Source organism: Rathayibacter sp. VKM Ac-2805 (assembly GCF_009834265.1).
Classification (GTDB): Bacteria; Actinomycetota; Actinomycetes; order Actinomycetales; family Microbacteriaceae; genus Rathayibacter.
In genome coordinates, this window is record NZ_CP047185.1 from 1,446,507 (window position 1) to 1,471,363 (window position 24,857).

Consider the following 24,857-nt stretch of genomic DNA (forward strand, 5'->3'; position numbering starts at 1 on the left):
GGGGTTAGCGCGCATCCGGCGCCCCGCCCACCATGGGACGTGCCCCCGGGCATCCCACGACGAGCGGAACGAGGACGGACCATGGTGCGATTCGGATACACCCTGATGACCGAGCAGAGCGGACCCAAGCAGCTGGTGGGCTACGCGGTCGACGCCGAGAGGCTCGGCTTCGAGTTCGCGGTCTCGAGCGACCACTACTCGCCGTGGCTGACCGAGCAGGGGCACGCCTCCTACGCCTGGACGCTGCTCGGAGCGGTCGCGCAGGCCACGTCGACCATCGACCTCACGACCTACGTCACCGCGCCGACCATCCGCTACCACCCGGCCGTGGTCGCGCAGAAGGCCGCGACGCTCGCGATCCTCTCCGACGACCGCTTCACGCTCGGCCTCGGCTCGGGCGAGAACCTCAACGAGCACGTCGTCGGCGAGGGCTGGCCCTCGGTCGCCGTGCGCCAGGACATGCTCGAGGAGGCCGTCCACCTCATCCGCGAGCTGCACACCGGCGAGCTGGTGACCTGGGAGGGCGAGTACTTCCGCGTCGACTCCGCCCGCATCTGGGACCTGCCGGACACGCCGGTCGAGATCGGCCTGGCGGTCTCGGGGGAGAAGTCGATCGCCCGCTTCGCGCCGATCGGCGACCACCTCATCACGACCGAGCCCGACGCCGAGCTGATCTCGCAGTGGACCGCGGTCCGCGGTGCGGACGCCGCCCCCTCGCGCACGATCGGCCAGATCCCGATCTGCTGGGCGCCGGACAAGGAGCAGGGAGTGGCGCTGGCCCACGAGCAGTTCCGCTGGTTCGCCGGCGGCTGGGCGGTCAACTCCGATCTGCCGACCCCCGCCGGCTTCGCCGGAGCGAGCCAGTTCGTGCGCCCGGAGGACGTCGCCGAGCAGATCGCCTGCGGCCCCGACCTCGACGAGCTCGCCCAGAGCTTCGTGCCCTACATCGAGGCGGGGTTCACCGACATCGCCCTCGTCCAGGTCGGCGACGAGCTGCAGCAGCGGTTCCTCGACGAGGCGGCGGAGGGGCTCCTGGAGCGCCTGCGCACGCTCGCCCCCTGAGGCCGCTGCCGGGTCGCGCGGTCAGAATCCGCGGAGCCGCTCGATGTCGCGCCGGTCGCGCTTCGTCGGGCGGCCCGCTCCGCGGTCACGGACGATCACGCCCGGCGCGGACTCCCGGGGTGGCGGCGGGGGCGTCCGGTCCTCCATGCACTCGGCGGCCACCGGCGCACCGACCCGCTTGACCACGAGTCCGCGGACGATCAGCTCCCGGTCGAAGCCGCCGATCCGGGCGCGGACCTCGTCGCCGACCCGCACGGTCTGCGCCGCCTTGGCCCGCTCGCCGTTGACGCGGATGTGGCCGGCCCGGGCCGCGGTCGTCGCGGCGGAGCGCGTCTTGTAGATGCGCACCGCCCAGAGCCACGCGTCCACCCGCACGGCACCGGTCACCGGGATCTGCATCCCCCCAGTCTACGAACGGCGCCCGCTCGCCACCCACCCCGCGGTCCTACACTGGCCGCCGACAAGGAGGTTCCCATGAACCGAGACGACAGCATCTACACCGGAGCGGACGACGCGCTGCGGAGCGGCGACGACCGCATGGTCGCGGCGAACGACAGCTCCGGAGCCGGCGGAACCCGCGGCGACGTCGGCATGAGCACGACGAGCGGCGAGGGCACCGGGGTCCCCACCCGCGGCGCGCCTCCGCAGAGCGGATCCCCGTCCGAGCTGCGCCCCACCGGATTCCCGCACGCGGGCCTGGAGTTCTCGCTCGTCCCGTCCGGGCACGAGGAGTGGCGGATCGAGCACCCGGGCGGTCGCACCGTCGGCGTCCTCGCCGTCATCTCGCACGCGGGCGAGGAGTCGGAGGCCGTGTTCGTCACGCGCCGCGTCGGCTCCGAGGAGGCCGTGGCCGAGGGCACCGACTGGCGCGGCATCGTCTCCGCCGTGATCAACGACGAGGCGGCGGACGAGCGCGATCCGGTCCAGCTCGACCCCACCGTCGAGCACGTCCGCGGCGGACTGATCAGCCGCGGCCCCGCGGACGTCGACGGCCTCTCCTGAGCCCTCTCTCCTCCGGGACGCCGTCCGCGCTCGGCGCGGGGCGTCCCACGGGGAGGATCGGAGTCTCAGCGGGCGAGCAGCGCGGCGTTGATCCGGGCCGAGAGGTCGGCGTCGACGCGGCGGTCGGTCCCGTCGACGGCGCGGACGGGAGCGGCGTTGCGCGCGCTCGAGACCAGCCACGCCGCGTCCGCCGCCTCCAGATCGCCCGAGCGCAGCGGACGCACCGCCGTCTCGAGTCCGAGGCCCGGCGCGAGCGCGAACAGGTCGGCCTGCGTGGTGCCGGGCAGCAGCCCGAGGCTCGGCGGAGGAGTCACGAGCTCCCCGCCCGTCAGCAGCACGAGGTTCGAGGTCGGCCCCTCGAGCAGGTAGCCGTCGCTCGACACGAACAGGGCGTCGTCGGCGCCGCGCCGGGCGGCCTCCCGCGCGGCCGCACGGTTCACCGCGTACGAGAGCGTCTTCGCGCCGGCGAGCAGCCAGGGGGACGTCGACTGCACGTCCGAGCGCAGCCCGCGGTCCAGGAGCACCACGCGCACGCCGTCGCGGCGGGCCGGGCCGAAGTCCGGGCTGGTCTGGACGAAGACGACGCCGGTGGGCCGCCCGCCGCCCTCGACGCCGCGGGTCAGGATCGTCTTCACCATCGCCTCGGCGACGGGCGGGTGCGCGGCCACCGCCGCTCCGATCGCCTCGAGCCAGGCGGCCCGGTCCGGCCGGGGCAGGTCGAGCATCCGGGCCGAGCGCTCGAAGCGGTCCAGGTGCGCGTCGAGCGCCTGCAGCCGTCCGTCGACCAGGTTGATCGTCTCGAACACGCCGTCGCCGCGGGTGAAGCCGAGGTCGGTGACGTCCAGATCGCCGCGCCCGCTCGGATCGATGCGGTGCGCGGGTTCTCCCGGCGAGTGGGCCTCGGCGTCGAGGGAGGGTCGGTCGAGGACGACGAGGGTCTCAGCGGGCATGGGCGGTGCGGTCCTTCCGGGAGCGGCGGCGGGGGGAGAAGCGGAGCAGCGCGATCGTCAGCAGGGCGCCGATCAGGGAGCCGCTGCCGTTCGAGACGAGGTCCTGCACGTCGGAGACGCGGGTCGGCAGCCACAGCAGCTGCGCGGTCTCGACGGCCGCCGACACGGCGAGCCCGATGGCGGCGGCCCACAGGCGGCGCCCCGCCGGCAGCTGCGCGGCGATCAGCGCACCGAGTGGCACGAAGAGCAGCACGTTCGCGGTGAACTCCGCCACGTCGAAGTCGAACCAGCCGGTGAGCGGCGTGGAGGCGAGGAACGCGATGATCCCGCGGATCAGCGCGTTGGGCTCCCCGGCCGGGTAGGGCGCGGGCGTCAGCGTGATCAGGGCGATCAGCGCGAGCCAGGCGAGCGTCGCGAGGCGGAGGGGTCTCGAGCGGCGCATCGTCCGATTCTGCCAGCCCGTCGGGGTCGGGTGCGGCGGGCGCGGTGTGGGAGGCTGGAGGGCATGACCAGCGAGGACCCCGGCGCGGACGCCGTGCTCCCGCGCCACCCCTTCGACGCGTCGCTCGGCGACGGCTGGGTCGAGATCGGCGACGGACGCCGCTTCTGGGGGCGCTTCGGCGCCGCCGGCCTCCTCCTGCGCGATCCGTCGGGACGCGTCCTGCTCCAGCACCGCGTCAGCTGGAGCCACTTCGGGGACACCTGGGGGCTGCCCGGCGGCGCCCGTCACCCCGAGGAGACGGCCTTCGAGGCGGCCCTCCGGGAGTCGGAGGAGGAGGCGGGCGTCCCCGCCGACCTGATCCGGCCCGTGCTCTCCAGCGTCGTCGTGATCGGACCGTGGAGCTACTCCACCGTCCTGGCCGAGTCCCGCGAGCACTTCACTCCCCGCATCAGCGACGCCGAGAGCACCGAGCTGCGCTGGGTCGCCCCCGACGAGGTCGACTCCCTGCCGCTGCACCCGGGCTTCGGAGCGGCCTGGCCGGGCCTGCGCGCGCTCGGCTCCTCGATCCCGGTGCTCGTCGTGGACGCCGCCAACGTGGTCGGCTCACGCCCCGACGGCTGGTGGCGCGACCGCGCCGGCGCCACGGAGCGCCTCCTCGCCACCCTGGCCCGCCTCGCGGAGGCAGGCGTCCCCGGCCGTCTCCTGGGGATCGACGCCGACACGGTCTGGCCGCGCATCGCCGTGGTGCTCGAGGGAGCGGCGCGCGCCGCCCGCCCGGAGGCGGGCGCTCTCACGGAGCGGCTCACGGTCCACTCGGCCGACGGCTCGGGCGACGACGCGATCGTCGAGCTGGTCGGCGCGCTCGAGACCGCGGTCGTCGTCACGGCCGACCGGGGACTGGCCGCCCGCGTCGAGGCGCTCGGGGCCGCCGTGGTCGGTCCGCGCTCGCTGCTCGACCTCCTCGATCCCGCCCGGGAATAGGCCGCGGGGGCACCCGGTTGCATCCCCCATGGCTACGACTGCGATGACCCTCGACTCCCACGACCAGACGATCGCCGACGGCATCGTCCTCATCGACTTCTGGGCCGACTGGTGCGGCCCGTGCAAGCAGTTCGCTCCGGTCTTCGAGGCCACGAGCGAGAAGAACGCCGACATCACGTTCGCGAAGGTCGACACGGAGGACCAGCAGCAGCTCGCCGCGAGCTACGGCATCTCCTCCATCCCCACCCTCGTGGTGTACCGCGACGGCATCCCGCTGATGGCTCAGCCCGGCGCCCTGCCCGCCCCCGCGCTCGACAACCTGATCGAGCAGGTCCGCGGCCTCGACATGGTCGAGGTGCGCCGCCAGTACGAGGAGGCGAAGGCCGCTCAGGAGGCCGGCGCCGCCCCGCAGGCCTGATCCGCCCGGCGCCTCGACCCGCTCCGCAGGCGGGAGGCGCCCGCAGACGCACGAGAACCCCCGGCAGCCGTGAGGCCGCCGGGGGTTCCGTCGTTCCGAGCCGGGATCAGCCGGTGTTCTGCAGCCCCGCCGCGACTCCGTTGACCGCGAGCAGGAGCAGCCGCTGGTTCTGCTCCGTCCCGGATCCGCCCGGGTCGGTGCGGAGCGCCTTCAGTGCGCGCAGCTGCAGGAGCGAGAGCGCGTTGACGTACGGGGTGCGCAGGCGCACGGCACGGCCGAGCACGCGGTGGCCCGTGAGCAGGCTCTCCTCGCCGGTGATCGAGAGCACCCACCGGCGGGTGAGCGCCATCTCGTCGAGCACGAGTCCGGCGAGGTCGTCGCGGGAGTCGAGGGCGAGGTACCGGCGGGCGATGCCCTCGTCGGTCTTCGCGAGCGACATCTCGACGTTGTCGACCATCGTCGTGAACAGCGGCCAGGAGGCGTAGGCCTCGCGGAGCAGGTCGAGGTCGCCGACGGCCTCGAGCGCGCTGCCCAGCCCGAACCAGCCGGTCAGGTTGACGCGGGCCTGGGTCCAGGCGAAGACCCACGGGATCGCTCGCAGGTCCTCGAGCGACTCGACGGAGAGGCCGCGGCGGGCCGGACGCGAGCCGAGGGCGAGCAGGCCCACCTCCTCCTGCGGGGTGACCCGGGCGAACCACGGCGCGAAGCCGTCGGCCTTCACGAGCTCGAAGAAGCGGCGGCGCGACTCGCGGTCCATCGTCGCCGCCACCTCGGCGAAGCGCTCCGCGGCGCCCGCGTTGCGCTCGCCGACCGCGGGGGAGGAGGCGAGCAGCGTCGCTCCCGCCACCTGCTCGATGTGCCGGGTGGCGATGTCCGGGTTGCCGTAGCGGGCGAAGATGACCTCGCCCTGCTCCGTCAGCTTGAAGCGGCCGTCCACCGATCCGGGCGGCTGCGCGAGGACGGCCCGGTTGGCCGGCCCGCCGCCGCGGCCGAGCGCTCCGCCGCGCCCGTGGAACAGCGTGAGCACGATGCCCTCGTCGGCCGCCCACTGCGCGATGCGCGCCTGCGCGTCGTAGAGCGCGAGCGTCGCCGAGACCGGTCCGACGTCCTTCGACGAGTCGGAGTAGCCGAGCATCACCTCGAGCCGGTTGCCGGTGGCCGCGAGGCGCGCCTGCACCTGGGGGAGGCGGATCATCTCGGCGAGGATGTCGGTCGAGGCGTCGAGGTCGGCGAAGGTCTCGAAGAGCGGGACCGCGTCGATGATCGGCGGCTTGCCGTCGGTCGCCGCCTCGGCCAGTTCGAAGACCGTCCGCAGGTCGTCGGCCGACTGCGTGAAGGAGACGATGTACCGCCTCGCCGCGTCGGTGCCGAAGCGCTCCTGGACCTTCGCGATCGCCCGGAACACCGACAGGACCTCGAGGCCGCGCTCGTCGAGCTCCTCGCCGGCGCGGATCGCGGCGATCGTCTCGCGGTGCACCTTCGAGTGCTGGCGCACCTCGATCTCGGCGAGGTGGAAGCCGAAGGTCTCGAGCTGCCAGACGAAGTCCTGGAGGTCGCCGTAGGCGGCGCGGACGTCCTCGGCCTCGACCAGGGACTCCTGGAGGGTGCGCAGCTCGGCCAGCAGCTCGGCGGCGGCGGAGTAGGCCAGCGGCCCCTCGGACCGGGTCGCGGCCAGGCGCTCGGCCGCGAAGAGCAGGACGCGGCGGTGCGCCTCGTTGGGCGAGCGCTCGGCGATGTCGGCGGCGAGCTCGGGAGCCCGCTCGACGCAGGAGGCCCAGAGCGCCTCGACGGCGGCCGACGGGGGAGTGGTCGACGCGTCGAGGGTCAGCGCGCGGCCCACGCGGCGGGCGACGCGCTCGAGACCCATGAGGACGTGCTCGGAGGCGATGTCGACCGCAGCGAGGGTCGTCTCGGCGGTGACGAAGGGGTTGCCGTCGCGGTCGCCGCCGATCCAGGTGCCCAGGCGGACGAAGGCCGGTGCGACCGGAGCCCGGGTGCCCGAGCCCTCGCCGAGCAGGGCGTCGTCGAGGCGGCGGTAGACGCGGGGGAGCACCGAGAACAGCGACTCGTCGAAGACGCTCATCGCGGTGCGCACCTCGTCGAGGGGAGTGGGCTTGGACTCGCGCAGCGGAGCGGTGCGCCACAGCGTGTCGACCTCGGCCAGCAGCTTGCGGCGGATCTCCACCAGCACGACGCCGCCCATGCGCGGGTCGTCGCGCTGCTCGAGCAGGTCGCTGATGCGGCGGATGGTCGAGGCCACCGCGCGGCGGCGCGCCTCGGTCGGGTGCGCCGTGAGGACGGGGCGGAACTCCAGTCGGGACAGGCGCGCGAACGCCTCGTCCTCCCCGAGCTCCCCGGTCAGCCGGCGCATCGAGGCGAGGATCGAGTCCTCGGGCGACTGCGCACCGGCGTCGGCCTCGCGCCGGCGCAGCACGCGGACGCGGTGGAACTCCTCCGCCACGTTGACGAGGTGGAAGTAGCAGGTGAACGCCCGGGCGACCTCCTCGGCGCGCTCGAGCGTGAGCGAGGCGACGAACTCCTCCGCCTCCGCGGTCCCGGCCGCGTCGCCGCTGTCGTAGGCGCTGATCGTGAGCGCGCGCAGGCGCTCCACGTCCTCGTAGAGGGAGGGCTCGCCCGACTCGCGGAGCACCTGGCCGAGCAGCTCGCCCAGCAGGTGGACGTCGGCGCGGATCCTCTCGTCGAGCGGAGGCGCGGTCGTCCCGTCGGCGGAGGAGGGGGCGGTGGCGGAGGCGGGTGCTGCGGTCGCGGCGGACGCGTCGGAGAACGGAGGCACGGGAGAGACCTTAGCGGCGGTGCGTATCGAGCACATGACGCCTGCGTCACGATCCGAACTGGAATGATCGAGGGGTGACCGTGACAACCGCACCCCCCGCTCCCGCCGTCCAGACCGAGCAGGCGGCACCCCATGTCGTCGTGCTGTTCGGCGCCGTCGGCGACCTGGCCCGGCGCAAGCTCATCCCGGGGATGGCCCACCTCGCGCTCTCCTCCCTCGCACCGGACCTGCAGATCGTCGGCACCTCGCTCGAGGAGCACGACGACGCCTCGTTCCGCGCCTTCGCGAAGCTGGCCTACGACGAGTTCGGGAGCCGCTCCCTGACGCCGGCGCAGTGGGACGAGTTCGCGTCCAAGCTCCGCTACGTCCCGCAGTCCGCCGGTCCGGCCGCGCTGGCCGCCGCCGTGACCGACGCCGAGGCGGTCCTCGGCCCGGACGTGAGCCGGCTGCACTACCTCAGCGTCCCGCCCAGGGCAGCTCTCTCCGTCGTGCGGATGCTCGCCGAGGCCGGGCTGGTCGAGCGCTCGCGGATCATCATGGAGAAGCCGTTCGGCGTCGACCTCGAGAGCGCGGTCGTCCTCAACGCGGAGCTCCACGAGACCTTCAGCGAGGAGCAGATCTTCCGGATCGACCACTTCCTCGGCAAGGAGCCGGCGCAGAACATCCTCGCCTTCCGCTTCGCCAACGGCCTCTTCGAGCCGATCTGGAACCGCAACTTCATCGATCACGTCCAGATCGACATCCCCGAGCGCCTCACGCTCGACCGCCGCGCCGAGTTCTACGAGTCCACCGGCGCCTACAAGGACATGGTCGTCACCCACCTCTTCCAGGTGCTGGCGTTCATGGCGATGGAGCCGCCGACCGCGCTGGAGCCCCAGGCCATCAGCGAGGAGAAGAACAAGGTCTTCCGCTCGATGCGTCCGCTGAACCCCGAGAACGTGGTGCGCGGCCAGTACATCGGCTACCGCGACGAGCCGGGCGTCGCCGCCGACTCCGAGACCGACACCTTCGTCGCGCTGAAGTGCGAGATCGACAACTGGCGCTGGGCGGGAGTGCCGTTCTACCTCCGCACCGGCAAGCGGATGGCCGAGGGCCAGCGCATCATCTCGATCGCGTTCCGCGAGCCCCCGAAGAGCATGTTCCCGCAGGGCTCCGGAGTCGGTGCCCACGGCCCGGACCACCTCACCTTCGACCTGGCGGACGCCTCGAAGGTCTCGCTCTCGTTCTACGGGAAGCGCCCCGGTCCCGGCATGCGGCTCGACAAGCTGAGCATGCAGTTCGCGCTCCAGGAGACCGACCGCGCGGGCGACGCGCTCGAGGCCTACGAGCGCCTGATCCTCGACGCGATGCGCGGAGACCACACGCTGTTCACCACCGCGGAGGGCATCGAGCGGCTCTGGGAGGTCTCCGCGCCGCTCCTGCAGGATCCGCCGCCCGTCCGTCTCTACGCGCCCGGCTCCTGGGGGCCGAACGCCATCCACCAGCTGATCGCGCCGCACGCCTGGCGCCTGCCGTTCGAGCGGGTCTGGCGCGACAAGCGCTGACCACGCCGCCGTGCGCCCCGCCTAGGCTGGGCGCATGGCGCGCACCGGTGAGGACCGGATCTGGACGGTCCCGAACGTCCTCAGCATGGTGCGCCTCGCGCTGGTGCCGGTGTTCCTCGTGCTCGTGGTCCTCGGCGAGGACGCGCTCGCGCTCCTGACCCTCGTCGTCTCGAGCCTCACCGACTACCTCGACGGCTGGATCGCGCGCCGCTTCGACCAGATGACGCGCCTCGGCCGCGTCCTCGATCCGGCCGCCGACCGCCTCTACATCTTCGCCACCGTGCTGGGCCTCGCGGCCCGCGGACTGGTGCCCTGGTGGCTGGTCGCCGTGCTGCTCGCCCGCGACCTGATGCTCGTGGTCCTGGCGGTCGTCCTGGCGAACAACGGCTACGGACCGCTTCCCGTGCACCACCTGGGGAAATTCGCGACCTTCTGCCTCTTCTACGCGCTCCCGCTGATCATGCTGGGGCAGGCGTTCCCGGACCTCGCGCCCGCCTCGCTCCCCATCGCCTGGGCCTTCGCGCTGTGGGGCGCGTTCCTCTACTGGTGGGCCGGGATCGTCTACGCCGTCCAGACGCGGGACCTCGTCCTGGGGGTCCGCACAGGTGCTCAGGGGTCCGACGAGGGTCACGATTCGGATACGCTGACCTGATAGGAGGTACGTCTTGGTCGAGCCCGTCGGTGGAGCATCATCCGCCCAGCACAATTCCGTTCCCGGTGAGCCGTCGACGGAGACGACTCTGACGTTCACCGACGACATCGGCGCCCAGCTCGCCGCTCTCGACAACCGCGCGTCCCGCGAGGAGGCCGAGGCCGTCGGGGCTCTGCCCTCGGGATCCGCGCTGCTGGTCGTGCGCCGCGGACCGAACACCGGCGCCCGCTTCCTCCTCGACACCGACTCCACGACGGTCGGCCGTCACCCCGACGCGGGCATCTTCCTCGACGACGTCACGGTCTCGCGCCGGCACGCCGAGTTCGTCCGCCGCGGCACGGCGTTCGAGGTCCACGACCTCGGCTCCCTGAACGGCACCTACTTCGACGGGGTCCGGATCGAGTCCGCGATCCTCACCGACGGCTCCGAGGTGCAGGTCGGCAAGTTCCGACTCACCTTCTACGCGTCCCGCGCCGACCTCGTCGCCGCTCCGGACGCGTGAGCCGTGGGCCGCTCCTCCGCGCGCGCCCTCCCCACCGGCTCCGCCGCTCTGCTGAGCATCGGGCAGGTGCTGGCCAGGCTGACCAGTGAGTTCCCGGACGTCACCCCGTCCAAGCTGCGCTTCCTCGAGGAGCAGGGGCTCGTCTCGCCGGCCCGCACCGACTCCGGCTACCGCAAGTTCTCGGGCTCCGACGTCGAGCGGCTCCGGATGATCCTCGCTCTGCAGCGCGACCACTACCTCCCCCTCAAGGTCATCCGCGGATACCTCGACGACATCGACGCCGGACGCGAGCCCGCCCTGCCGGCCGGTGTCGGGGGTCCGAGCGCCTCGCTCCTCGGCCCCGCCACGCGGTTGACCCGCGAGGGCCTCGCGGCCGAGTCCGGTGCCACGCCCGCTCTCGTCCAGGAGGCCATCGCCGCCGGGCTCGTGCGGGGCGGCGACGTGTTCGGGGACGAGGCCGTGACGACGCTCAAGGCGCTCGTCGACCTCGGCCGATCCGGTATCGAGCCCCGCCATCTCCGACCGCTCCGCGTCGCCGTCGAGCGCGAGATGTCGCTCATCGAGAGCGTCGTCGCCTCCAGCGCCCGCCGCGGAGAGGCGTCCGGCTCCGCCGGCGCTGCCGAGAACGCGGTGGGGCTCGCGACCCAGCTGGGCACGATCCGCGGGGCGATGGTGCGCAGTGCCCTCTCGCGGATCGCCCGCTCGTGAGGGCCGCGCCGCCGGCCGCCGGTCGGCCTGTGCGACACGCCGCGGCGCCGAGGCCGATGTCGTTTACTCGGCCTGCGCCGGTCGGTACGGTAGGGAGCGCGTTCGGAGGATCCGGCGTCCGGATCCGAGAGGCACAGGGATGAGAGAAGTCAGCCGCGACGTCAGCGGCCAGCGCGACCTCGTCCTGTTCACCGACGGACTGCCCGAGCTCGACGCCGACGCGGGCTACCGCGGGGCCGTCGCGGCGCGCGCCGCGGGAATCACCTACCGGCAGCTCGACTACTGGGCGCGGACCGAGCTCGTCGAGCCCACCGTGCGCGGCGCGTCCGGCTCCGGAACGCAGCGCCTCTACGGCTTCCGCGACATCCTCGTGCTGAAGCTGGTCAAGCGCCTGCTCGACACCGGGATCTCGCTCCAGCAGATCCGCACGGCGGTCAACCAGCTCCGCGAGTCCGGGGTCGACGACCTCGCGCAGACGACCCTGATGAGCGACGGCGCGAGCGTCTACCTCTGCACCTCGAACGACGAGGTCATCGACCTGCTCAGCCGCGGCCAGGGCGTCTTCGGCATCGCCGTCGGCAAGGTCCTCCGCGAGGTCGAGTCGAGCCTCGTCGAGCTCGACCACCAGTCGGTCGACCCTGGCGACGAGCTCGCCCAGCGCCGCGCCTCCCGCCGCGTCGGCTGACCGCCAACCCCTCGCAGGTCGACCGCGGCCCGGGGACTCCCGGGTCCCCTCCGCACGCTCAGCCGATCAGGAGCGGACCCGCCTGCAGCCGTGCTGTGCGAGCAACGGGTGCCACCCGAGTCTCACCGTGCTGATCGAGTGGCGGGCTCCGCCCGCGCATCGAGAGTCTGCGCTGAACTCCGACGCCGAGCGTCCGCCGGCGCCGTCCCTGGCACTCCTCGAGCACCGAGCATCGCCCGCGTCCCGAGACCTCGAGCCGGAGAAGTCCGGCGGACCCGCCGGCCCTAGGTCGCGGCGGGGACCTGCTCGCCGATGCGTCCGGTGCGGATGACGCGGTCGAGCAGCAGGTCGAAGTTGTGCGCCATCTCCTGGGCGCTCTCCCCGGGCCAGACGTGGACGGGCTTCGCCGCGCCCTGCGCCTGCTGGAGGGAGGTGCGCTCCGGGAGCTGCGGGCTGAGGACGAGCGGCCCGAACATGTCGCGCAGCTCCTTGATCCGGAACTGGTGCTCCAGCGACTGGACGCGGGCGCGGTTGACGATGATGCCCAGCGGCTGGAGGCGCGGGCTGAGTCCGCGGCGGATCTCCTCGATCGCCCGGAGCGCCCGGTCGGCGGCGGCCACCGAGAACAGGCCCGGCTCCGTGACGACGGCGACGCGGTCGCTCGCGGCCCAGGCCGTGCGGGTCAGGGCGTTGAGCGAGGGGGCGCAGTCGATCAGCACGAGGTCGTAGTCGGCCTCGACGCTCGCGAGGGCCTCCTCGAGCTTCCAGATGTCGCGGATGCTGGGGTGCGGCCCGTCGAAGTTGATCGCGGAGGGGCTGCCGATCAGCACGTCGATCGTGCCGTGGTGCTCCTTGGTCCAGCCGGAGGGGGCGATCGCCGAGCGGACGATCTTCTCCTTCGGCGACGTCAGGACGTCGGCGATGTTGAGGTGGCCGGCGACGTTGATGTCCATTCCGGTCGACACGTCGGACTGGGGATCGAGGTCGACGACCAGCGTTCGCAGGCCCTTCGAGAACGCCGCGGATGCAAGGCCGAGCGTCACCGTGGTCTTGCCGACGCCGCCCTTGAGGGAGCTCACGCTGAGTACATGCATGGCTGACTACTTTACGTTCCTCCGGGCGGCAGAACCTAACCGTTCGCTGCACGCGCCGTCCGCGCCGCCTCCGGAAGCGGGCCGCACTAGCAGTCGGAGCGCGCTCCGACCAAGCCGCCCGGCGCGATCCGGGCCCGCCGGTACACTCGTCCTGAGCGGAAGGAGGCTCGTTCGCATGGATGAGCGCAACGACGAACAGCCCGACACCGGCACCGGTCCCACGCCGCGGACCGCCATGGACGCGGCTCGGGAATCGGGTCAGTACTCCCCGCGAGCGAGCGACACCGCTCCGACCCTCCTGCCCGACGGCGTGCGGATCACCCCGCCCGGCCCGCGGCGCCGCTCCACCGCCCCCGCTCCGGTCGAGGACGAGGACGCGATCGACGTCGGCCGCCTCGGCCTGCCGCCCTCGCGCTCGCACGCTCTCGTGCCCCCGGAGCCGAGTCCTGCTCCGACCCCCTCACCGGCTCCCGCTCACCCGTCCGGCGCGAACGGACCGGTCTCGGCGGGGATCCCCGCCCGAGCGGAGTCCGCCGAGAAGCCCGCGGCGTCCGAGTCCGCGGGGGAGCCCGCCGCCGTCCCCACGCGCCGCGACCGCCTCCGCGCCGAGTCCTCGAGCGCCGCTCCCGCCCCGTCCCCGCCGAGCGCCGCCGTCCCCGAGTCGGCGTCGATGCTCACCCCGGACAGGCTCCTGGAGGTCAACCGCAAGACCCGTCCCGCTCCCACGGGCGGCTGGCACCGCTTCCTCTACGGCCTGACCTTCCACACGGTCAACCTCGGCGACTCCGCGAAGGTGAAGGCGTGGAAGGCGATGGACGAGCGGATCGGCCGGCAGTTCGAGGGCGGCACCCGCTTCGTCCCGGTCATGACCCGCAAGGGCGGCGTCGGCAAGACCACGGTCACGACGCTCCTGGGCATGGCCCTCGCCGACGCGCGCGAGGACCGCATCATCGCGGTCGACGCGAACCCCGACCGCGGCACCCTGGCCGAGCGCGTCCCCAAGCAGACGCGGGCGACCGTCCGCGACGTCGTGAACCGCGCGGCCGGCGTGACCGGGTTCACCGAGTTCTCGACGATGGTCTCCCGCGACGAGACCCGCCTCGACGTCCTCGCCTCCGACACCGACCCGCAGCTCTCCGAGGCCTTCGACGAGGACGACTACAACGTGGTCGCCGACCTGGTCGAGCGCTTCTACTCGATCATGCTCACCGACTGCGGCACGGGCATCGTGCACTCGGTGATGCGGCCCACGCTGCAGCGCGCCGACACGGTGGTGATCGTCTCGGGCGGCAGCGTCGACGAGGCCCGCCTGGCCTCCGAGACCCTCACCTGGCTGGACGCGAACGGCTACGGCGCCCTGGTGCGCAACGCGGTCGTCGCGCTCAACACGGCGACGCAGGGCACGAGCCTGGTGAAGCTGGAGGAGATCGAGTCGCACTTCCGCTCCCGCGTCCGCGACATCGTCCGCATCCCCTACGACCCGGTGCTCGCCGCCGGATCCGTGGTGAAGTGGGAGCAGCTGCGCGAGGGCACGAAGGACGCCGCACGCCTGCTCGCCGCGCTCGTGGTCGAGGGCATGCCGGTCCGACGTGTCTGAGCCCCGGGGCCCCGAGGCGGCGTCCGCCGCGTTCCAGGACCGCACCGACGGACCCGACGCGACCACCGACTCCTTCGACCTGATCGTCATCGGGGCCGGCTCCGGCAACTCGATCGTCGGTCCGGAGTTCGACGGTCTGCGGGTCGCGATCCTCGACGACGGGGAGTGGTTCGGCGGCACCTGCCTCAACGCCGGCTGCATCCCGACCAAGATGTTCGTCCATGTCGCTGACGTGATCACCGACGTCGACCAGGGCGGCCCGATCGGCGTCCACTCCCGCCTGCGCCGCCCCGAGTGGGCCGAGGTGCGCGACCGGGTCTTCGGCCGGATCGACGCGATCAGCGAGGGCGGGTTCGAGTACCGCGATCAGCGCTCCCCGAACGTGACCGTCCTCCGCGAGAGCTTCGGCTTCGAGTCGCTCGGAGACGGCGACCGCCCGCACGTCCTCGTCAGCGCCAGCGGTGCCCGCATCAGTGCGCCGCAGGTGGTCGTGGCCGCCGGCTCGCGGCCCAGGCCGCTCCTGGCCGCGTACGAGCCGGACCCCCGCATCCAGGACTCCTCCTCCGTCATGCGGCTCGACGAGCTCCCCGAGCGGATGCTGATCCTCGGCGGCGGCGCGGTGGCCGTCGAGTTCGCCCACGTCTTCTCCTCCTTCGGCACGGCCGTGACCGTCGCCGTCCGCGGCGACCGCCTCCTCCGCGCCCTCGACGAGGACGTCTCGCGCCGGTTCACCGGGATCGCCGCCGAGCGGTACACGGTGCTCACCGGAGTGAGCGCCGAGAGCGTCGACGCCCGACCTGACGGGCTCCGCGTCGCCCTCAGCGACGGCACGACGGTCGAGACCGACCTGCTGCTCGTCGCGCTCGGCCGCGACCCCAACAGCGACACGGTCGCCGCCGCCTCCGTCGGGATCGATCTGCACGAGGACGGCCGGATCAGCGTCGACACCGAGCAGCGCGTCCTCTCCGGCGGACGCCCCGTGCCCGGCCTCTTCGCCCTCGGCGACGTGTCGTCCCGCTGGCAGCTCAAGCACGTCGCCAACCACGAGGCGCGCCTCGTGGCGCACAACCTCCTGCACCCGGGCGAGCTGCTCTCCGACACCCTCTCGCCGGTGCCCGGCGCGATCTTCGCCCACCCGCAGATCGCCCATTTCGGGCTCACCGCGGCCGAAGCGCGGGACCAGGGCCTGGACGTCGTCACCGTCACCCAGGAGTACGGCTCCACCGCCTTCGGCTGGGCGCTCGAGGACGACTCCAGCGCCTGCCTCCTGGTCGTCGGACTCGACGGCGCCCTCCTCGGCGCGCACATCATCGGGCCGCAGGCCAGTATCCTCATTCAGCCGCTCGTCCAGGCCGCCAGCGCCGGCACCGGCATCCGCGGACTCTCCCGCAGCCAGTACTGGCCGCACCCCGCAGCGAGCGAAGTCGTCGAGAACGCCCTCCTGAGCGCGGAGGAGGCCCTGAGGGAGCGCACCACATGACCGAACGCCAGATCCGCATCTTCGGGGACCCGGTGCTGAAGACCCCGTCCACGACCATCGAGACGGTCGACGCCGGCGTCCGCGGCCTCGTCGAGGACCTCGTCGACAGCGTCCGCCCGCCCGGACGCGCCGGCGTCGCAGCCCCCCAGATCGGCGTCAACCTCCGCGCCTTCAGCTACAACGTCGACGGCGTCATCGGCTACATCCTGAACCCCGAGATCATCGAGCTCAGCGGAGACCCGCAACCGGTCGACGAGGGCTGCCTCTCCGTCCCGAACCTCTGGTACCCCGCGATCCGCTACCCGCACGCGAAGGTCCGCGGCACCGACCTCGACGGCAACGAGATCGTCCTCGAAGGCGACGGCCTCATGGCCCAGGCCCTCCAGCACGAATGCGACCACCTCGACGGACGCCTCTACCTCGACCGCCTCTCCAAGGACGACCGCCGCGCCGCCATGAAGGCCGTCCGGGAATCCGACTGGTTCTGAGTTCGATTCGGAGCCGGTCCCAGCCCGGCTCCGCGCGGTCGGCTTTTCGAGGTGGGAGCGCTCTGTAGAGCGTGTCGCGTTCCGCCGACGGGAAAGCGCTGGGACGCGCTTTCCCGGATACGGCTGTGTCGAGGGGGAGCCGGTCCCTGCCCGGCTCCGCGCGGTCGGCTTTTCGAGGTGGGAGCGCTCTGTAGAGCGTGTCGCGTTCCGCCGACGGGAAAGCGCTGGGACGCGCTTTCCCGGATACGGCTGTGTTGGTGGGGAGCCGGTCCTTGCCCGGCTCCACGCAGTCGGCCGCTCGAGGTGGGCGCGTTCCATGGAGCGTCGTGCGTTCCGCCGACGGGAAAGCGCTGGGACGCGCTTTCCCGGATACGGCTGTGTCGAGGGGGGGCCGGTCCTTGCCCGGCTCGGCGCGGTCGGCTTTTCGAGGTGGGCTCGTTCGGGGGAGCGTCGTGCGTTCCGCCGACGGGAAAGCGCTGGGACGCGCTTTCCCGGATACGGCTGTGTTGAGGGGATCTGGTCCCTGCCCGGCCCGGCGCGGTCGGCACCGCGACAGGGGCGCGTCGAGGAGAGCGTCGGGCGTTCCGCCGACGGGATAGAGCTGGGCGCGCTGTCCCGGAGGCGGCTGCGATCGGGACGGCCTGCTGGTGACGCGGGGAGAGCGCGGGGTCAGCGGAGGGAGATGCCCTCGGTGGCGGGGGCGGCGGAGTAGACGGCGGCGATGGTGTCGGCGAAGTCGGCGAGGATGACGTTGCGCTTGATGCTCATCTTCGGAGTCAGGTGACCGCTCGCCTCCGTGAACTCGGTCGGGAGGATCACGAACTTCCGGATCGACTCGGCGCGGGACACGCGCTCGTTCGCCGCATCGACGGCCCGCTGCACCTCGGCCAGAACGACCGGGTTCACGGCCGCGTCCTCGAGTGAGAGGCCCTTGTCCTGCCCGTTGTTGGCGAGCCAGGTCGGCAGCATCTCGGAGTCGAGCGTGACCAGAGCGGCGATGAACGGGCGCTGATCGCCGACGACGACGACCTGGCCGACCAGCGGGTTCGCGCGGATCGGATCCTCCAGCGCCGCCGGAGCGACGTTCTTGCCGCCGGCGGTGACGATGATCTCCTTCTTCCGCCCGGTGACGCGCAGGTACCCGTCCTCGTCCAGAGTTCCGAGGTCGCCCGTGCGGAACCACTCGCCGTCGAACGACTCGGCCGTCGCCGCCTCGTTGTTCCAGTAGCCGCCGAAGACGTCGATGCCGCGCACCTGGATCTCGCCGTCGCCCGCGATCCGGATCGAGACGCCGGGCATCGCCGGGCCCACCGAGCCGATCTTGAAACGCTCGGTGCGGTTGACCGTGGCGGGCGCCGTCGTCTCCGTGAGGCCGTAGCCCTCGAGGATCTTGATGCCGAGGCTGTGGAAGAAGTGCCCGAGCCGGTCTCCCAGCGGCGCCGAGCCGGACACGGCGAAGCGGACGTTCCCGCCCATGGCGGTGCGCAGCTTCGAGTACACGAGCCGGTCGAAGAGGAGGAACTGCAGCTTCAGCGCGAGCGGCACCGAGCCCGCCTCGAGCGCCATCGAGTGGGCGACGGCGACGTCGGCCGCGCGGCGGAAGATCTTCCCCTTCCCCCCGGCCTCGGCCTTCTGCTCGGCGGAGTTGTAGACCTTCTCGAACACGCGCGGCACGGCCAGGAGGAACGTCGGCTTGAAGGACGCGAGCGAGGGGAGCAGCTGCCTGGTGTCGGCCTGGTGCCCCACCTTCACCCCGCCGTGCACGCAGAGGATCGCGATGAAGCGGGCGAACACGTGCGCGGTGGTGATGAACAGCAGCGTCGACGCGCCGGGCTGGTGGATCAGCTCCGTCAGCGCGACCGCCGAGTTGCGGCTGAGCTCGACGAAGTTCGAGTGCCGGATGATGCAGCCCTTGGGGCGGCCGGTGGAGCCGGAGGTGTAGATGATCGTCGCGATGTCGGTGCCGGTCGCCATCGAGCGGCGGCGCTCGATCTCGGCGTCCGGCACGTCGACGCCGCGCGCGACGAGCTTGTCCAGATCGCCCAGCCCGATCTGCCAGGCGAGTCGGACCTCGGGAAGGTCGGCGCGGATCTCGTCGAAGCGGGCGAAGTGCTCGGGGGTCTCGACGATCACGGCGTGCGCGCCGGAGTCGGCGAGGTTCCACTGCACCTGTGCGGGAGAGGAGGTCTCGTACACCGGGACGAGGACCCCGCCGGCGAACCAGACGGCGAAGTCGATCAGCGTCCACTCGTAGCGCGTCTTGCAGATCAGCCCGACCTTCTCGCCCGGCTCGAGGCCGACGGCGACGAAGCCCTTCGCGAGGGCCGTGACCTGGTCGAGGAACTCCTGCGCCGTCACATCGCGCCAGCCGTCGCCGTCGGGCAACGCGAAGAGCGGGCGATCGGGCGTCTCGCGGACGCGGTCCAGCAGGAGGGCGGTCGTGTTGGCCTGGGGATCGGCCGGAACCACCAGGGGGGAATCGAACTGGTCCACGGCAACTCCTTCGGTACCTGAATGAACGTCGTCTCCACCCTACCGGCGCGGCGCAAGCTGTGGATCCGTTCAGGGTAACGATCCAGCGGTGGCTCCGCGAGGAGGGCCGACACGCGTCGCCGGGTCTCGCCGCTGAGCCGCATCGGAGCGCTCGCGGTCACTACACTCGTCCTGGCCGCCGCTCAGGGCGGCCCGCCGACGCTGCCGCGCCGGTGGCGACGGGAAGGCGGTTCGCGTGCACGCGATCGGGATCGACATCGGCGGCACGAAGATCGCCGGAGCCCTGGTCGACGAGTTCGGGGGGATCCTCCGCGAGGACCGTCGGCCCACGCCCGCCGGGCACCCCGAGCTGATCGTCGACGTCGTGGTCGAGATGGTCGAGCATCTGCGCTCCGGCCTGCTCCCGGGAGACGTCTCCGCGGTCGGAGTCGCCGCCGCCGGCTTCATCGACGCCTCGCAGTCGATCGTCTACTACGCCCCGAACATCAACTGGCGCAACGAGCCCTTCCGCGAGAAGCTCTCGGCCCGCATCGACCTGCCGATCATCATCGAGAACGATGCGAACGCCGCCGGCTGGGCCGAGTTCCGCTACGGCTCGGGCCGCCTCGTCAGCGACATGCTGATGCTCACCATCGGCACCGGAGTGGGTGGTGCGATCGTCATCAACGACCGGCTCCTGCGCGGCGGCTTCGGCGCCGCGGCCGAGATCGGGCACATGCGCGTCGTCCCCGGAGGCCTGCCCTGCGGCTGCGGCGCTCGCGGCTGCATCGAGCAGTACGGCTCGGGCCGCGCGCTCCAGCGCTTCGCCGGCGAGCTGGCCGACGCGGGCGGGATCGGCCAGGGCATCGCCGACGCCCGCGCCCGCAACGGCGGCGAGCTGAACGGCCACCTCATCTCCGAGCTGATCACCGCCGGCGACCTCGGCGCCCTCGCGGCGCTGCGACAGCTCGGCCACTGGCTGGGCGAGGCGGCGGCCAGCCTGAGCGCCGTCCTCGACCCGCAGATGTTCGTCATCGGCGGCGGAGTGGCGCAGGCGGGCGACCTCCTGCTGGACCCCATCCGCCAGGCCTACCTCGACAACCTCCCCGCCCGGGGCTACCACCCCGAGCCCGAGTTCCGCATCGCGGAGCTCGTCAACGACGCCGGAGTCGTGGGGGCCGCCGACCTGGCGCGCCTGCACGCGAGCTCCCTCTAGCGGCACCCGCCGCACCCGATCCGCCGCACCGCCGAGGAGCCCGATGTTCTACTGGTTCATGAAGCACATCGTCGCGGGCCCGCTCCTGAAGACGATCTTCCGGCCGTGGGTGGTCGGCGCCGACAAGGTGCCGCAGAACGGCGGCGTGATCCTCGCGAGCAACCACCTCTCCTTCATCGACTCCGTGATCCTCCCGCTGGTGATCGAGCGGAACATGGTCTTCCTCGCCAAGAGCGACTACTTCACCGGCAAGGGCCTCAAGGGCTGGGCGACGCGGACGTTCTTCACCGCCACGGGGATGCTGCCCATCGACCGCTCCGGTGGCAAGGCGTCGGAGGCCTCGCTCAACACGGGGCTCCGCGTCCTCGCGGGCGGCCACGCCCTGGGCATCTATCCCGAGGGCACGCGCAGCCCCGACGGTCGCATGTACCGCGGCCGCACCGGAGTCGCCCGCATGGTCCTCGAGGCCCGCGTGCCCGTCATCCCGGTCGCCATGATCGACACCGCGCGCATCATGCCCATCGGCAAGCGCCTGCCGAAGCTGGGCCGCATCGGCATCGTCTTCGGGGAGCCGCTCGACTTCAGCCGCTTCGAGGGCATGGAGGGCGACCGGTTCATCCTCCGCTCGATCACCGACGAGATCATGTACGAGCTCCTCGCCCTGAGCGGCCAGGAGTACCTCGACGTCTACGCGACCTCGGTCAAGGAGAAGCGCGCGGCCCTCATCCGCTGAGCGCGCGCTCGACGCCGGGGCCCCCTCCCGGCCGAGCGCCCTGCCAGGCGATAAGCTCGTCAACCGCTGCCGTCCGTCCGGACGGCGGCCCTCCGCGCGCCGCTGGCGCCCGTCAGAACCGGGAACACCCTCGTGGTCATCGATCCGAACGAACCGTACGTCCTCGCCGCCCCCTCCGTGGTCGCCGGCCTGGACTATTGGCGCGAGCTCGAGATCAAGCAGCAGCCGCAGTGGCCCGATGCGGAGGCCGTTCGAGCGGCGTCCGCCGAGGTGGCCGCGCTCCCTCCGCTGGTGTTCGCCGGCGAGGTGGACCAGCTGCGCGAGCGTCTCGGAGCCGCGGCCCGCGGCGAGGCGTTCCTCCTGCAGGGCGGCGACTGCGCCGAGACCTTCGCCGGAGCGACCGCGGAGCAGATCCGCAACCGCGTCAAGACCGTGCTGCAGATGGCCGTCGTCCTCACCTACGGCGCGAGCATGCCCGTCATCAAGATGGGCCGGATGGCCGGCCAGTTCGCGAAGCCGCGCTCGAGCGACCTCGAGACCCGCGGCGACGTGACCCTGCCCGCCTACCGCGGCGACATCGTCAACGGCTACGACTTCACCCCGGAGTCGCGCGCCGCGGACCCGCGCCGCATCGTGCAGGGCTACCACACCGCCGCCTCGACGCTGAACCTCATCCGCGCCTTCACGCAGGGCGGATTCGCCGACCTGCGCCTCGTCCACTACTGGAACAAGGGCTTCACCGAGAACCCGCAGAACCAGCGCTACGAGCAGCTGGCCCGCGAGATCGACCGCGCGGTCAAGTTCATGGTGGCGTGCGGGGCCGACTTCGAGGGCATGAAGCGCACCGAGTTCTACACCGGCCACGAGGGCCTGCTGATGGACTACGAGCGCCCCATGACGCGCATCGACTCGCGGACCGGCACGCCGTACAACACCTCCAGCCACTTCATCTGGATCGGCGAGCGCACCCGCGAGCTCGACGGCGCGCACGTCGACTTCCTGTCGCGGGTGCGCAACCCGATCGGCGTGAAGCTCGGCCCGTCGACCACGCCCGAGACGATGCTCGAGCTGATCGACAAGCTCGACCCCGAGCGGGAGCCCGGTCGCCTCACCTTCATCACCCGCATGGGTGCCGGGAGGATCCGCGACGCCCTCCCGCCGCTGCTCGAGGCCGTCAAGCGGAGCGACGCCCTGCCGCTGTGGGTGACCGATCCGATGCACGGCAACGGGCTGACGACGCCGACCGGCTACAAGACCCGTCGCTTCGACGACGTGGTCGACGAGGTCAAGGGCTTCTTCGAGGCGCACCGCGCCGCGGGGACGCACCCGGGCGGCATCCACGTCGAGCTCACAGGCGACGACGTCACCGAGTGCCTCGGCGGCTCGGAGCACATCGACGAGGCGACGCTCGCCACCCGGTACGAGTCGGTCTGCGACCCGCGCCTCAACCACATGCAGTCGCTCGAGCTCGCGTTCCTCGTGGCGGAGGAGCTCCGGGGCCGCGCGATCTGATCCGACCCCGACCGCCGGTCGAGTCCTCGTTGAGGGCTCGACCGGCGGCGTCAGGTCGTGATGGTGATCGACAGCTGGATCGTCGTGCCGCGCTGCACGAGATCGCCGGCCTTGTTGGACTGGTTCGTGACCTTGGTCAGCTCGTTCGGCGCCGCGTCGATCAGCGGGCCGAGCGTCGTCAGGGAGTAGCTCCACGACAGGTCCGCCGCCTCGAGGGCCGCCTTCGCCTCGTCGCGGTTCATCCCCACGACGTTCGGCACGGCGACGGGCTCGGGCCCCTTCGACACGACGACCGAGACGGTGTCGCCGGTCACGGCGGGCGCCTCCGGGTTCGCCTGCGTGAGAACGACGCCCGCGGCCACGGTGTCGCTCCAGTCCTCGCCGCTGCGGTCGAGGGCGAGACCGGCCGCCTCCGCCTTCGCCGTCGCGTCGTCGATCGAGAGGCCGACGACGTTCGGGATCGGTCCGAGGCTCACCACCATCGCGATGGTGCTGGTCTCGGACATCGTCTCGGGCAGCGCCGATCCGTCCGGCAGCGAGGCGGAGACGACCACACCCGCGTCGACGTCGGCGTCGAAGATCTTCGAGACGTCGCCGACGGTGAAGGAGCCGCCCGTCACCGCGGCGGCAGCGTCGGCCTCCGAGAGGCCGGCGAGCGACGGGACCGGCAGCTGGCGCGGCCCGCTCGAGACGGTCAGGGTGATGACGGAGCCCTTGTGCACCCCCTGCCCGCCGGGCGGATCGGAGCTCACCACCGTCCCCGCGGGCACGGTGAGGTCGGGCGTCTCCTGCGGCTGCACCTCGAAGCCCTGCGCCTGCAGCTGGGCCGTCGCGTCCTGCTGCGACTGGCTGACGACGTCCGGGATCGACACGATCGCGCCGGGTCCCTCGCCGAACCACCAGGCCGTCCCGCCGCCGATGAGCGCCAGGAGGAGGACGACCACCGTGAGCAGGACGCCGCGGCGCCGTCGGACGCGGCGCCTGCTCGCGAGTCGGGCGACGGTGTCGTCGTCCTCGTCGACCACGAGCACCGCTCCGGGGGCCGGCGCCGGGTCGAAGACCGAGGTCTGCCCGGGCTCCGCCGTATCGAAGACGGCCGTCGCGGGCGCCGGATCGGCGACGGGCGCCGGGAGCGGGGTGACCGCCTGCGTGTCGCCGCGGCGGTCGCTCGGTGTGATGCCCATGAGCCGCTCGGCCTCGAGCAGCTGCGCGAGCATGACACCGGCGTCGCGGGGCCGCATGTCCGGGTCGCGCTCGGTCGCCCAGAGGACGAGCTCGTCGAGCGAGGTGGGGACGGAGGCGACCGTCGCGCTGGGGTACGGGACGGAGTCGTTCGCGTGCTGGTACGCGATCTGCATCGGCTGCTCGCCCGTGAAGGGCTGCTCTCCGGTGAGCATCTCGTAGATCATGATCCCGATGGCGTAGATGTCGCTGCGGGTGTCGGCGGTGCCCCGCGTGACCAGCTCGGGGGAGAGGTAGGCGATCGTGCCGAGGAGGGCCTGACCGGAGGCGGTGTTGGCGGAGGCGGCGCGCGCGAGGCCGAAGTCGCCGATCTTGATCCGGCCGTCGTCGGCGAGGAGCACGTTCTCGGGCTTGAGGTCGCGGTGGAGGATCCCGGCGCGGTGCGCGGCGGCGAGACCCGAGAGAACGGAGTGCATGATGTCGACGACCTGCTGGGCGGTCAGCCGGCCGCGCTCCTTGAGCAGGTCGCGCAGGGTGATCCCGGGGAGGTACTCCATCACCAGGTAGGCCATGTCCGAGTCCTGGCCCTGGTCGAAGACGCTGACCACGTTCGGGTGGGCGAGACGGGCGGCGGAGCGCGCCTCCTGGACGAAGCGGTTCTTGAACGTCGCGTCGTCGGAGAGGTGGCCGTGCATGACCTTCATCGCCACGCGGCGCTCGAGGCGCTGATCGTGCGCGAGGTAGACCGTCGCCATGCCGCCGCGGGCGATCCTCGAGCGCACCTCGTACCGGCCGTCGACGAGACGGCCGAGGAGAGGGTCGAGCTGGCTGGTGGTCACGCGACGAGTCTAAGCAAGACCCCCGGGGGAACCGTGAGCGACGCCCGGGCGGCGCAGGACGGGCCCGACTCCTTCTCCGGGGCGCCCGCAGTTGGCGGCCCTCCGGGCTCGTGGCAGTCTTGACGCGTGACCGACTCGTCCGCTTCCCCCGCCACCTCGACCGATTCCGAGCTCGAGTGGCTGACCGTCCCCGACCTCGTGGAGCTGACCGGGCTCGGCGCCGGCCGGGTCCGCCGCCTCCTCGAGGAGCGCCACCTGCTCGGCACCCGCCGCGACGGCGTGCTGAAGGTCCCCGCCCTCTTCCTCCGCGACGGGGAGCCGATGAGCGAGATCCGCGGCACCGCGATCCTGCTCGCCGACTCCGGCTTCACCGACGACGAGGCGGTCGACTGGATGCTGACGGTCGAGGAGAGCCTGGGCACGAGCCCGATCGTCGCCCTCCGCGCCGGCCGCAAGGCCGAGGTCCGGCGGGTCGCCCAGGCCCTGGCCTGATCCCGCCGGTCC

The 24,857-nt window shown here is 72.4% G+C and carries 23 protein-coding genes; 16 read left to right on the top strand and 7 right to left on the bottom strand.

Annotation, left to right across the window (positions count from 1 at the left end; all coding sequences use genetic code 11):
* The first annotated feature begins 81 nt into the window (after window positions 1-81).
* Window positions 82-1,062 carry a TIGR03557 family F420-dependent LLM class oxidoreductase gene (locus GSU40_RS06750; RefSeq protein ID WP_160034200.1) on the top strand — a complete coding sequence of 327 codons (981 nt, stop codon included), beginning with the start codon at window positions 82-84 and terminating at the stop codon, window positions 1,060-1,062.
* A 21-nt stretch (window positions 1,063-1,083) separates the two neighbouring features.
* Here the strand turns inward: GSU40_RS06750 and GSU40_RS06755 are convergent, their stop codons facing one another.
* Window positions 1,084-1,461 (bottom strand): S4 domain-containing protein, encoded by a 378-nt coding sequence (locus GSU40_RS06755; protein ID WP_181027140.1) that lies wholly within the window; start codon window positions 1,459-1,461, stop codon window positions 1,084-1,086.
* A 75-nt stretch (window positions 1,462-1,536) separates the two neighbouring features.
* On the opposite strand from GSU40_RS06755, the gene GSU40_RS06760 reads away from it, so the two are divergent.
* Window positions 1,537-2,064 carry a hypothetical protein gene (locus tag GSU40_RS06760; RefSeq protein WP_104238684.1) on the top strand — a complete coding sequence of 176 codons (528 nt, stop codon included), beginning with the start codon at window positions 1,537-1,539 and terminating at the stop codon, window positions 2,062-2,064.
* Between the two features lie 65 nt (window positions 2,065-2,129).
* Here GSU40_RS06760 and GSU40_RS06765 read toward each other — a convergent pair whose 3' ends face one another.
* The gene (locus GSU40_RS06765) at window positions 2,130-3,014 is read right to left on the bottom strand and encodes an aminotransferase class IV (RefSeq protein WP_160034202.1); all 885 of its coding nucleotides are present in this window, start codon (window positions 3,012-3,014) and stop codon (window positions 2,130-2,132) included.
* Window positions 3,004-3,456: a VanZ family protein gene (locus tag GSU40_RS06770; protein WP_104225384.1), complete on the bottom strand. Its 453-nt coding sequence runs from the start codon at window positions 3,454-3,456 to the stop codon at window positions 3,004-3,006. The genes GSU40_RS06765 and GSU40_RS06770 overlap by 11 nt, the downstream gene beginning before the upstream one ends.
* Before the next feature lie 63 nt (window positions 3,457-3,519).
* Between GSU40_RS06770 and GSU40_RS06775 the strand changes: the two genes are divergently transcribed.
* Together GSU40_RS06775 and trxA are read left to right on the top strand one after the other, a co-directional pair.
* A complete protein-coding gene (locus GSU40_RS06775) occupies window positions 3,520-4,437 on the top strand; it encodes an NUDIX domain-containing protein (protein WP_160034204.1) in 918 nt (305 codons plus the stop codon).
* A gap of 28 nt (window positions 4,438-4,465) precedes the next feature.
* Window positions 4,466-4,855, top strand: a complete 390-nt coding sequence (trxA, locus tag GSU40_RS06780; protein ID WP_104225382.1) for a thioredoxin — start codon at window positions 4,466-4,468, stop codon at window positions 4,853-4,855.
* Window positions 4,856-4,961: 106 nt separating this feature from the next.
* Here the strand turns inward: trxA and GSU40_RS06785 are convergent, their stop codons facing one another.
* On the bottom strand, window positions 4,962-7,547 hold the full coding sequence (locus tag GSU40_RS06785; RefSeq protein ID WP_244229654.1) for a phosphoenolpyruvate carboxylase: 2,586 nt from the start codon (window positions 7,545-7,547) through the stop codon (window positions 4,962-4,964).
* A 182-nt stretch (window positions 7,548-7,729) separates the two neighbouring features.
* Between GSU40_RS06785 and zwf the strand changes: the two genes are divergently transcribed.
* From zwf to GSU40_RS06810, 5 genes are all read left to right on the top strand, one after another.
* Entirely contained in the window at window positions 7,730-9,193 is a 1,464-nt protein-coding gene (zwf, locus tag GSU40_RS06790; RefSeq protein ID WP_104225448.1) for a glucose-6-phosphate dehydrogenase, read from the top strand.
* A 34-nt stretch (window positions 9,194-9,227) separates the two neighbouring features.
* On the top strand, window positions 9,228-9,845 hold the full coding sequence (locus GSU40_RS06795) for a CDP-alcohol phosphatidyltransferase family protein (RefSeq protein ID WP_160034208.1): 618 nt from the start codon (window positions 9,228-9,230) through the stop codon (window positions 9,843-9,845).
* A gap of 88 nt (window positions 9,846-9,933) precedes the next feature.
* Complete coding sequence (locus tag GSU40_RS06800; RefSeq protein ID WP_181027143.1) at window positions 9,934-10,347, top strand: FHA domain-containing protein; 414 nt, start codon at window positions 9,934-9,936, stop codon at window positions 10,345-10,347.
* 3 nt (window positions 10,348-10,350) lie between these two features.
* Window positions 10,351-11,055 carry a MerR family transcriptional regulator gene (locus GSU40_RS06805; protein ID WP_104222574.1) on the top strand — a complete coding sequence of 235 codons (705 nt, stop codon included), beginning with the start codon at window positions 10,351-10,353 and terminating at the stop codon, window positions 11,053-11,055.
* Between the two features lie 139 nt (window positions 11,056-11,194).
* Window positions 11,195-11,740 carry a MerR family transcriptional regulator gene (locus GSU40_RS06810; protein WP_104222575.1) on the top strand — a complete coding sequence of 182 codons (546 nt, stop codon included), beginning with the start codon at window positions 11,195-11,197 and terminating at the stop codon, window positions 11,738-11,740.
* A 284-nt stretch (window positions 11,741-12,024) separates the two neighbouring features.
* Here the strand turns inward: GSU40_RS06810 and GSU40_RS06815 are convergent, their stop codons facing one another.
* Window positions 12,025-12,834: a ParA family protein gene (locus GSU40_RS06815; RefSeq protein ID WP_104222576.1), complete on the bottom strand. Its 810-nt coding sequence runs from the start codon at window positions 12,832-12,834 to the stop codon at window positions 12,025-12,027.
* A 175-nt stretch (window positions 12,835-13,009) separates the two neighbouring features.
* Between GSU40_RS06815 and GSU40_RS06820 the strand changes: the two genes are divergently transcribed.
* From GSU40_RS06820 to def, 3 genes are read left to right on the top strand one after another with little or no spacing between them, the layout of a single operon-like run.
* A complete protein-coding gene (locus GSU40_RS06820; RefSeq protein ID WP_244229622.1) occupies window positions 13,010-14,431 on the top strand; it encodes a MinD/ParA family protein in 1,422 nt (473 codons plus the stop codon).
* On the top strand, window positions 14,424-15,911 hold the full coding sequence (locus tag GSU40_RS06825) for a mycothione reductase (protein WP_160034210.1): 1,488 nt from the start codon (window positions 14,424-14,426) through the stop codon (window positions 15,909-15,911). Before GSU40_RS06820 ends, GSU40_RS06825 begins: the two co-directional genes overlap by 8 nt.
* Complete coding sequence (def, locus tag GSU40_RS06830) at window positions 15,908-16,399, top strand: peptide deformylase (RefSeq protein ID WP_104250747.1); 492 nt, start codon at window positions 15,908-15,910, stop codon at window positions 16,397-16,399. Before GSU40_RS06825 ends, def begins: the two co-directional genes overlap by 4 nt.
* A 669-nt stretch (window positions 16,400-17,068) precedes the next feature.
* Here def and GSU40_RS06835 read toward each other — a convergent pair.
* Window positions 17,069-18,892 carry an AMP-dependent synthetase/ligase gene (locus tag GSU40_RS06835; RefSeq protein ID WP_160034212.1) on the bottom strand — a complete coding sequence of 608 codons (1,824 nt, stop codon included), beginning with the start codon at window positions 18,890-18,892 and terminating at the stop codon, window positions 17,069-17,071.
* Window positions 18,893-19,127: 235 nt separating this feature from the next.
* Here GSU40_RS06835 and GSU40_RS06840 point away from each other — a divergent pair, with 235 nt between their 5' ends.
* The 3 genes from GSU40_RS06840 to GSU40_RS06850 all read left to right on the top strand — a co-directional run bounded on the left by GSU40_RS06840 (window position 19,128) and on the right by GSU40_RS06850 (window position 22,332).
* Window positions 19,128-20,087, top strand: a complete 960-nt coding sequence (locus GSU40_RS06840) for an ROK family glucokinase (RefSeq protein ID WP_104222580.1) — start codon at window positions 19,128-19,130, stop codon at window positions 20,085-20,087.
* Between the two features lie 43 nt (window positions 20,088-20,130).
* Window positions 20,131-20,820: a lysophospholipid acyltransferase family protein gene (locus GSU40_RS06845; RefSeq protein WP_104255489.1), complete on the top strand. Its 690-nt coding sequence runs from the start codon at window positions 20,131-20,133 to the stop codon at window positions 20,818-20,820.
* Between the two features lie 177 nt (window positions 20,821-20,997).
* On the top strand, window positions 20,998-22,332 hold the full coding sequence (locus tag GSU40_RS06850) for a 3-deoxy-7-phosphoheptulonate synthase class II (RefSeq protein ID WP_104222617.1): 1,335 nt from the start codon (window positions 20,998-21,000) through the stop codon (window positions 22,330-22,332).
* Between the two features lie 50 nt (window positions 22,333-22,382).
* Here GSU40_RS06850 and pknB read toward each other — a convergent pair whose 3' ends face one another.
* Window positions 22,383-24,353: a Stk1 family PASTA domain-containing Ser/Thr kinase gene (pknB, locus tag GSU40_RS06855; RefSeq protein ID WP_104222582.1), complete on the bottom strand. Its 1,971-nt coding sequence runs from the start codon at window positions 24,351-24,353 to the stop codon at window positions 22,383-22,385.
* Window positions 24,354-24,479: 126 nt separating this feature from the next.
* On the opposite strand from pknB, the gene GSU40_RS06860 reads away from it, so the two are divergent.
* Window positions 24,480-24,845 carry an Rv2175c family DNA-binding protein gene (locus GSU40_RS06860; protein ID WP_104222583.1) on the top strand — a complete coding sequence of 122 codons (366 nt, stop codon included), beginning with the start codon at window positions 24,480-24,482 and terminating at the stop codon, window positions 24,843-24,845.
* Window positions 24,846-24,857 lie beyond the last annotated feature (12 nt).

Bases quoted from the DNA above. Each gene is read 5' to 3' on its own strand.
- GSU40_RS06750 (WP_160034200.1), top strand. From the start codon at position 82: ATGGTGCGATTCGGATACACCCTGATGACCGAGCAGAGCGGACCCAAG.
- GSU40_RS06755 (WP_181027140.1), bottom strand. From the start codon at position 1,461: ATGCAGATCCCGGTGACCGGTGCCGTGCGGGTGGACGCGTGGCTCTGG.
- GSU40_RS06760 (WP_104238684.1), top strand. From the start codon at position 1,537: ATGAACCGAGACGACAGCATCTACACCGGAGCGGACGACGCGCTGCGG.
- GSU40_RS06765 (WP_160034202.1), bottom strand. From the start codon at position 3,014: ATGCCCGCTGAGACCCTCGTCGTCCTCGACCGACCCTCCCTCGACGCC.
- GSU40_RS06770 (WP_104225384.1), bottom strand. From the start codon at position 3,456: ATGCGCCGCTCGAGACCCCTCCGCCTCGCGACGCTCGCCTGGCTCGCG.
- GSU40_RS06775 (WP_160034204.1), top strand. From the start codon at position 3,520: ATGACCAGCGAGGACCCCGGCGCGGACGCCGTGCTCCCGCGCCACCCC.
- trxA (WP_104225382.1), top strand. From the start codon at position 4,466: ATGGCTACGACTGCGATGACCCTCGACTCCCACGACCAGACGATCGCC.
- GSU40_RS06795 (WP_160034208.1), top strand. From the start codon at position 9,228: ATGGCGCGCACCGGTGAGGACCGGATCTGGACGGTCCCGAACGTCCTC.
- GSU40_RS06810 (WP_104222575.1), top strand. From the start codon at position 11,195: ATGAGAGAAGTCAGCCGCGACGTCAGCGGCCAGCGCGACCTCGTCCTG.
- GSU40_RS06815 (WP_104222576.1), bottom strand. From the start codon at position 12,834: ATGCATGTACTCAGCGTGAGCTCCCTCAAGGGCGGCGTCGGCAAGACC.
- GSU40_RS06820 (WP_244229622.1), top strand. From the start codon at position 13,010: ATGGATGAGCGCAACGACGAACAGCCCGACACCGGCACCGGTCCCACG.
- def (WP_104250747.1), top strand. From the start codon at position 15,908: ATGACCGAACGCCAGATCCGCATCTTCGGGGACCCGGTGCTGAAGACC.
- GSU40_RS06845 (WP_104255489.1), top strand. From the start codon at position 20,131: ATGTTCTACTGGTTCATGAAGCACATCGTCGCGGGCCCGCTCCTGAAG.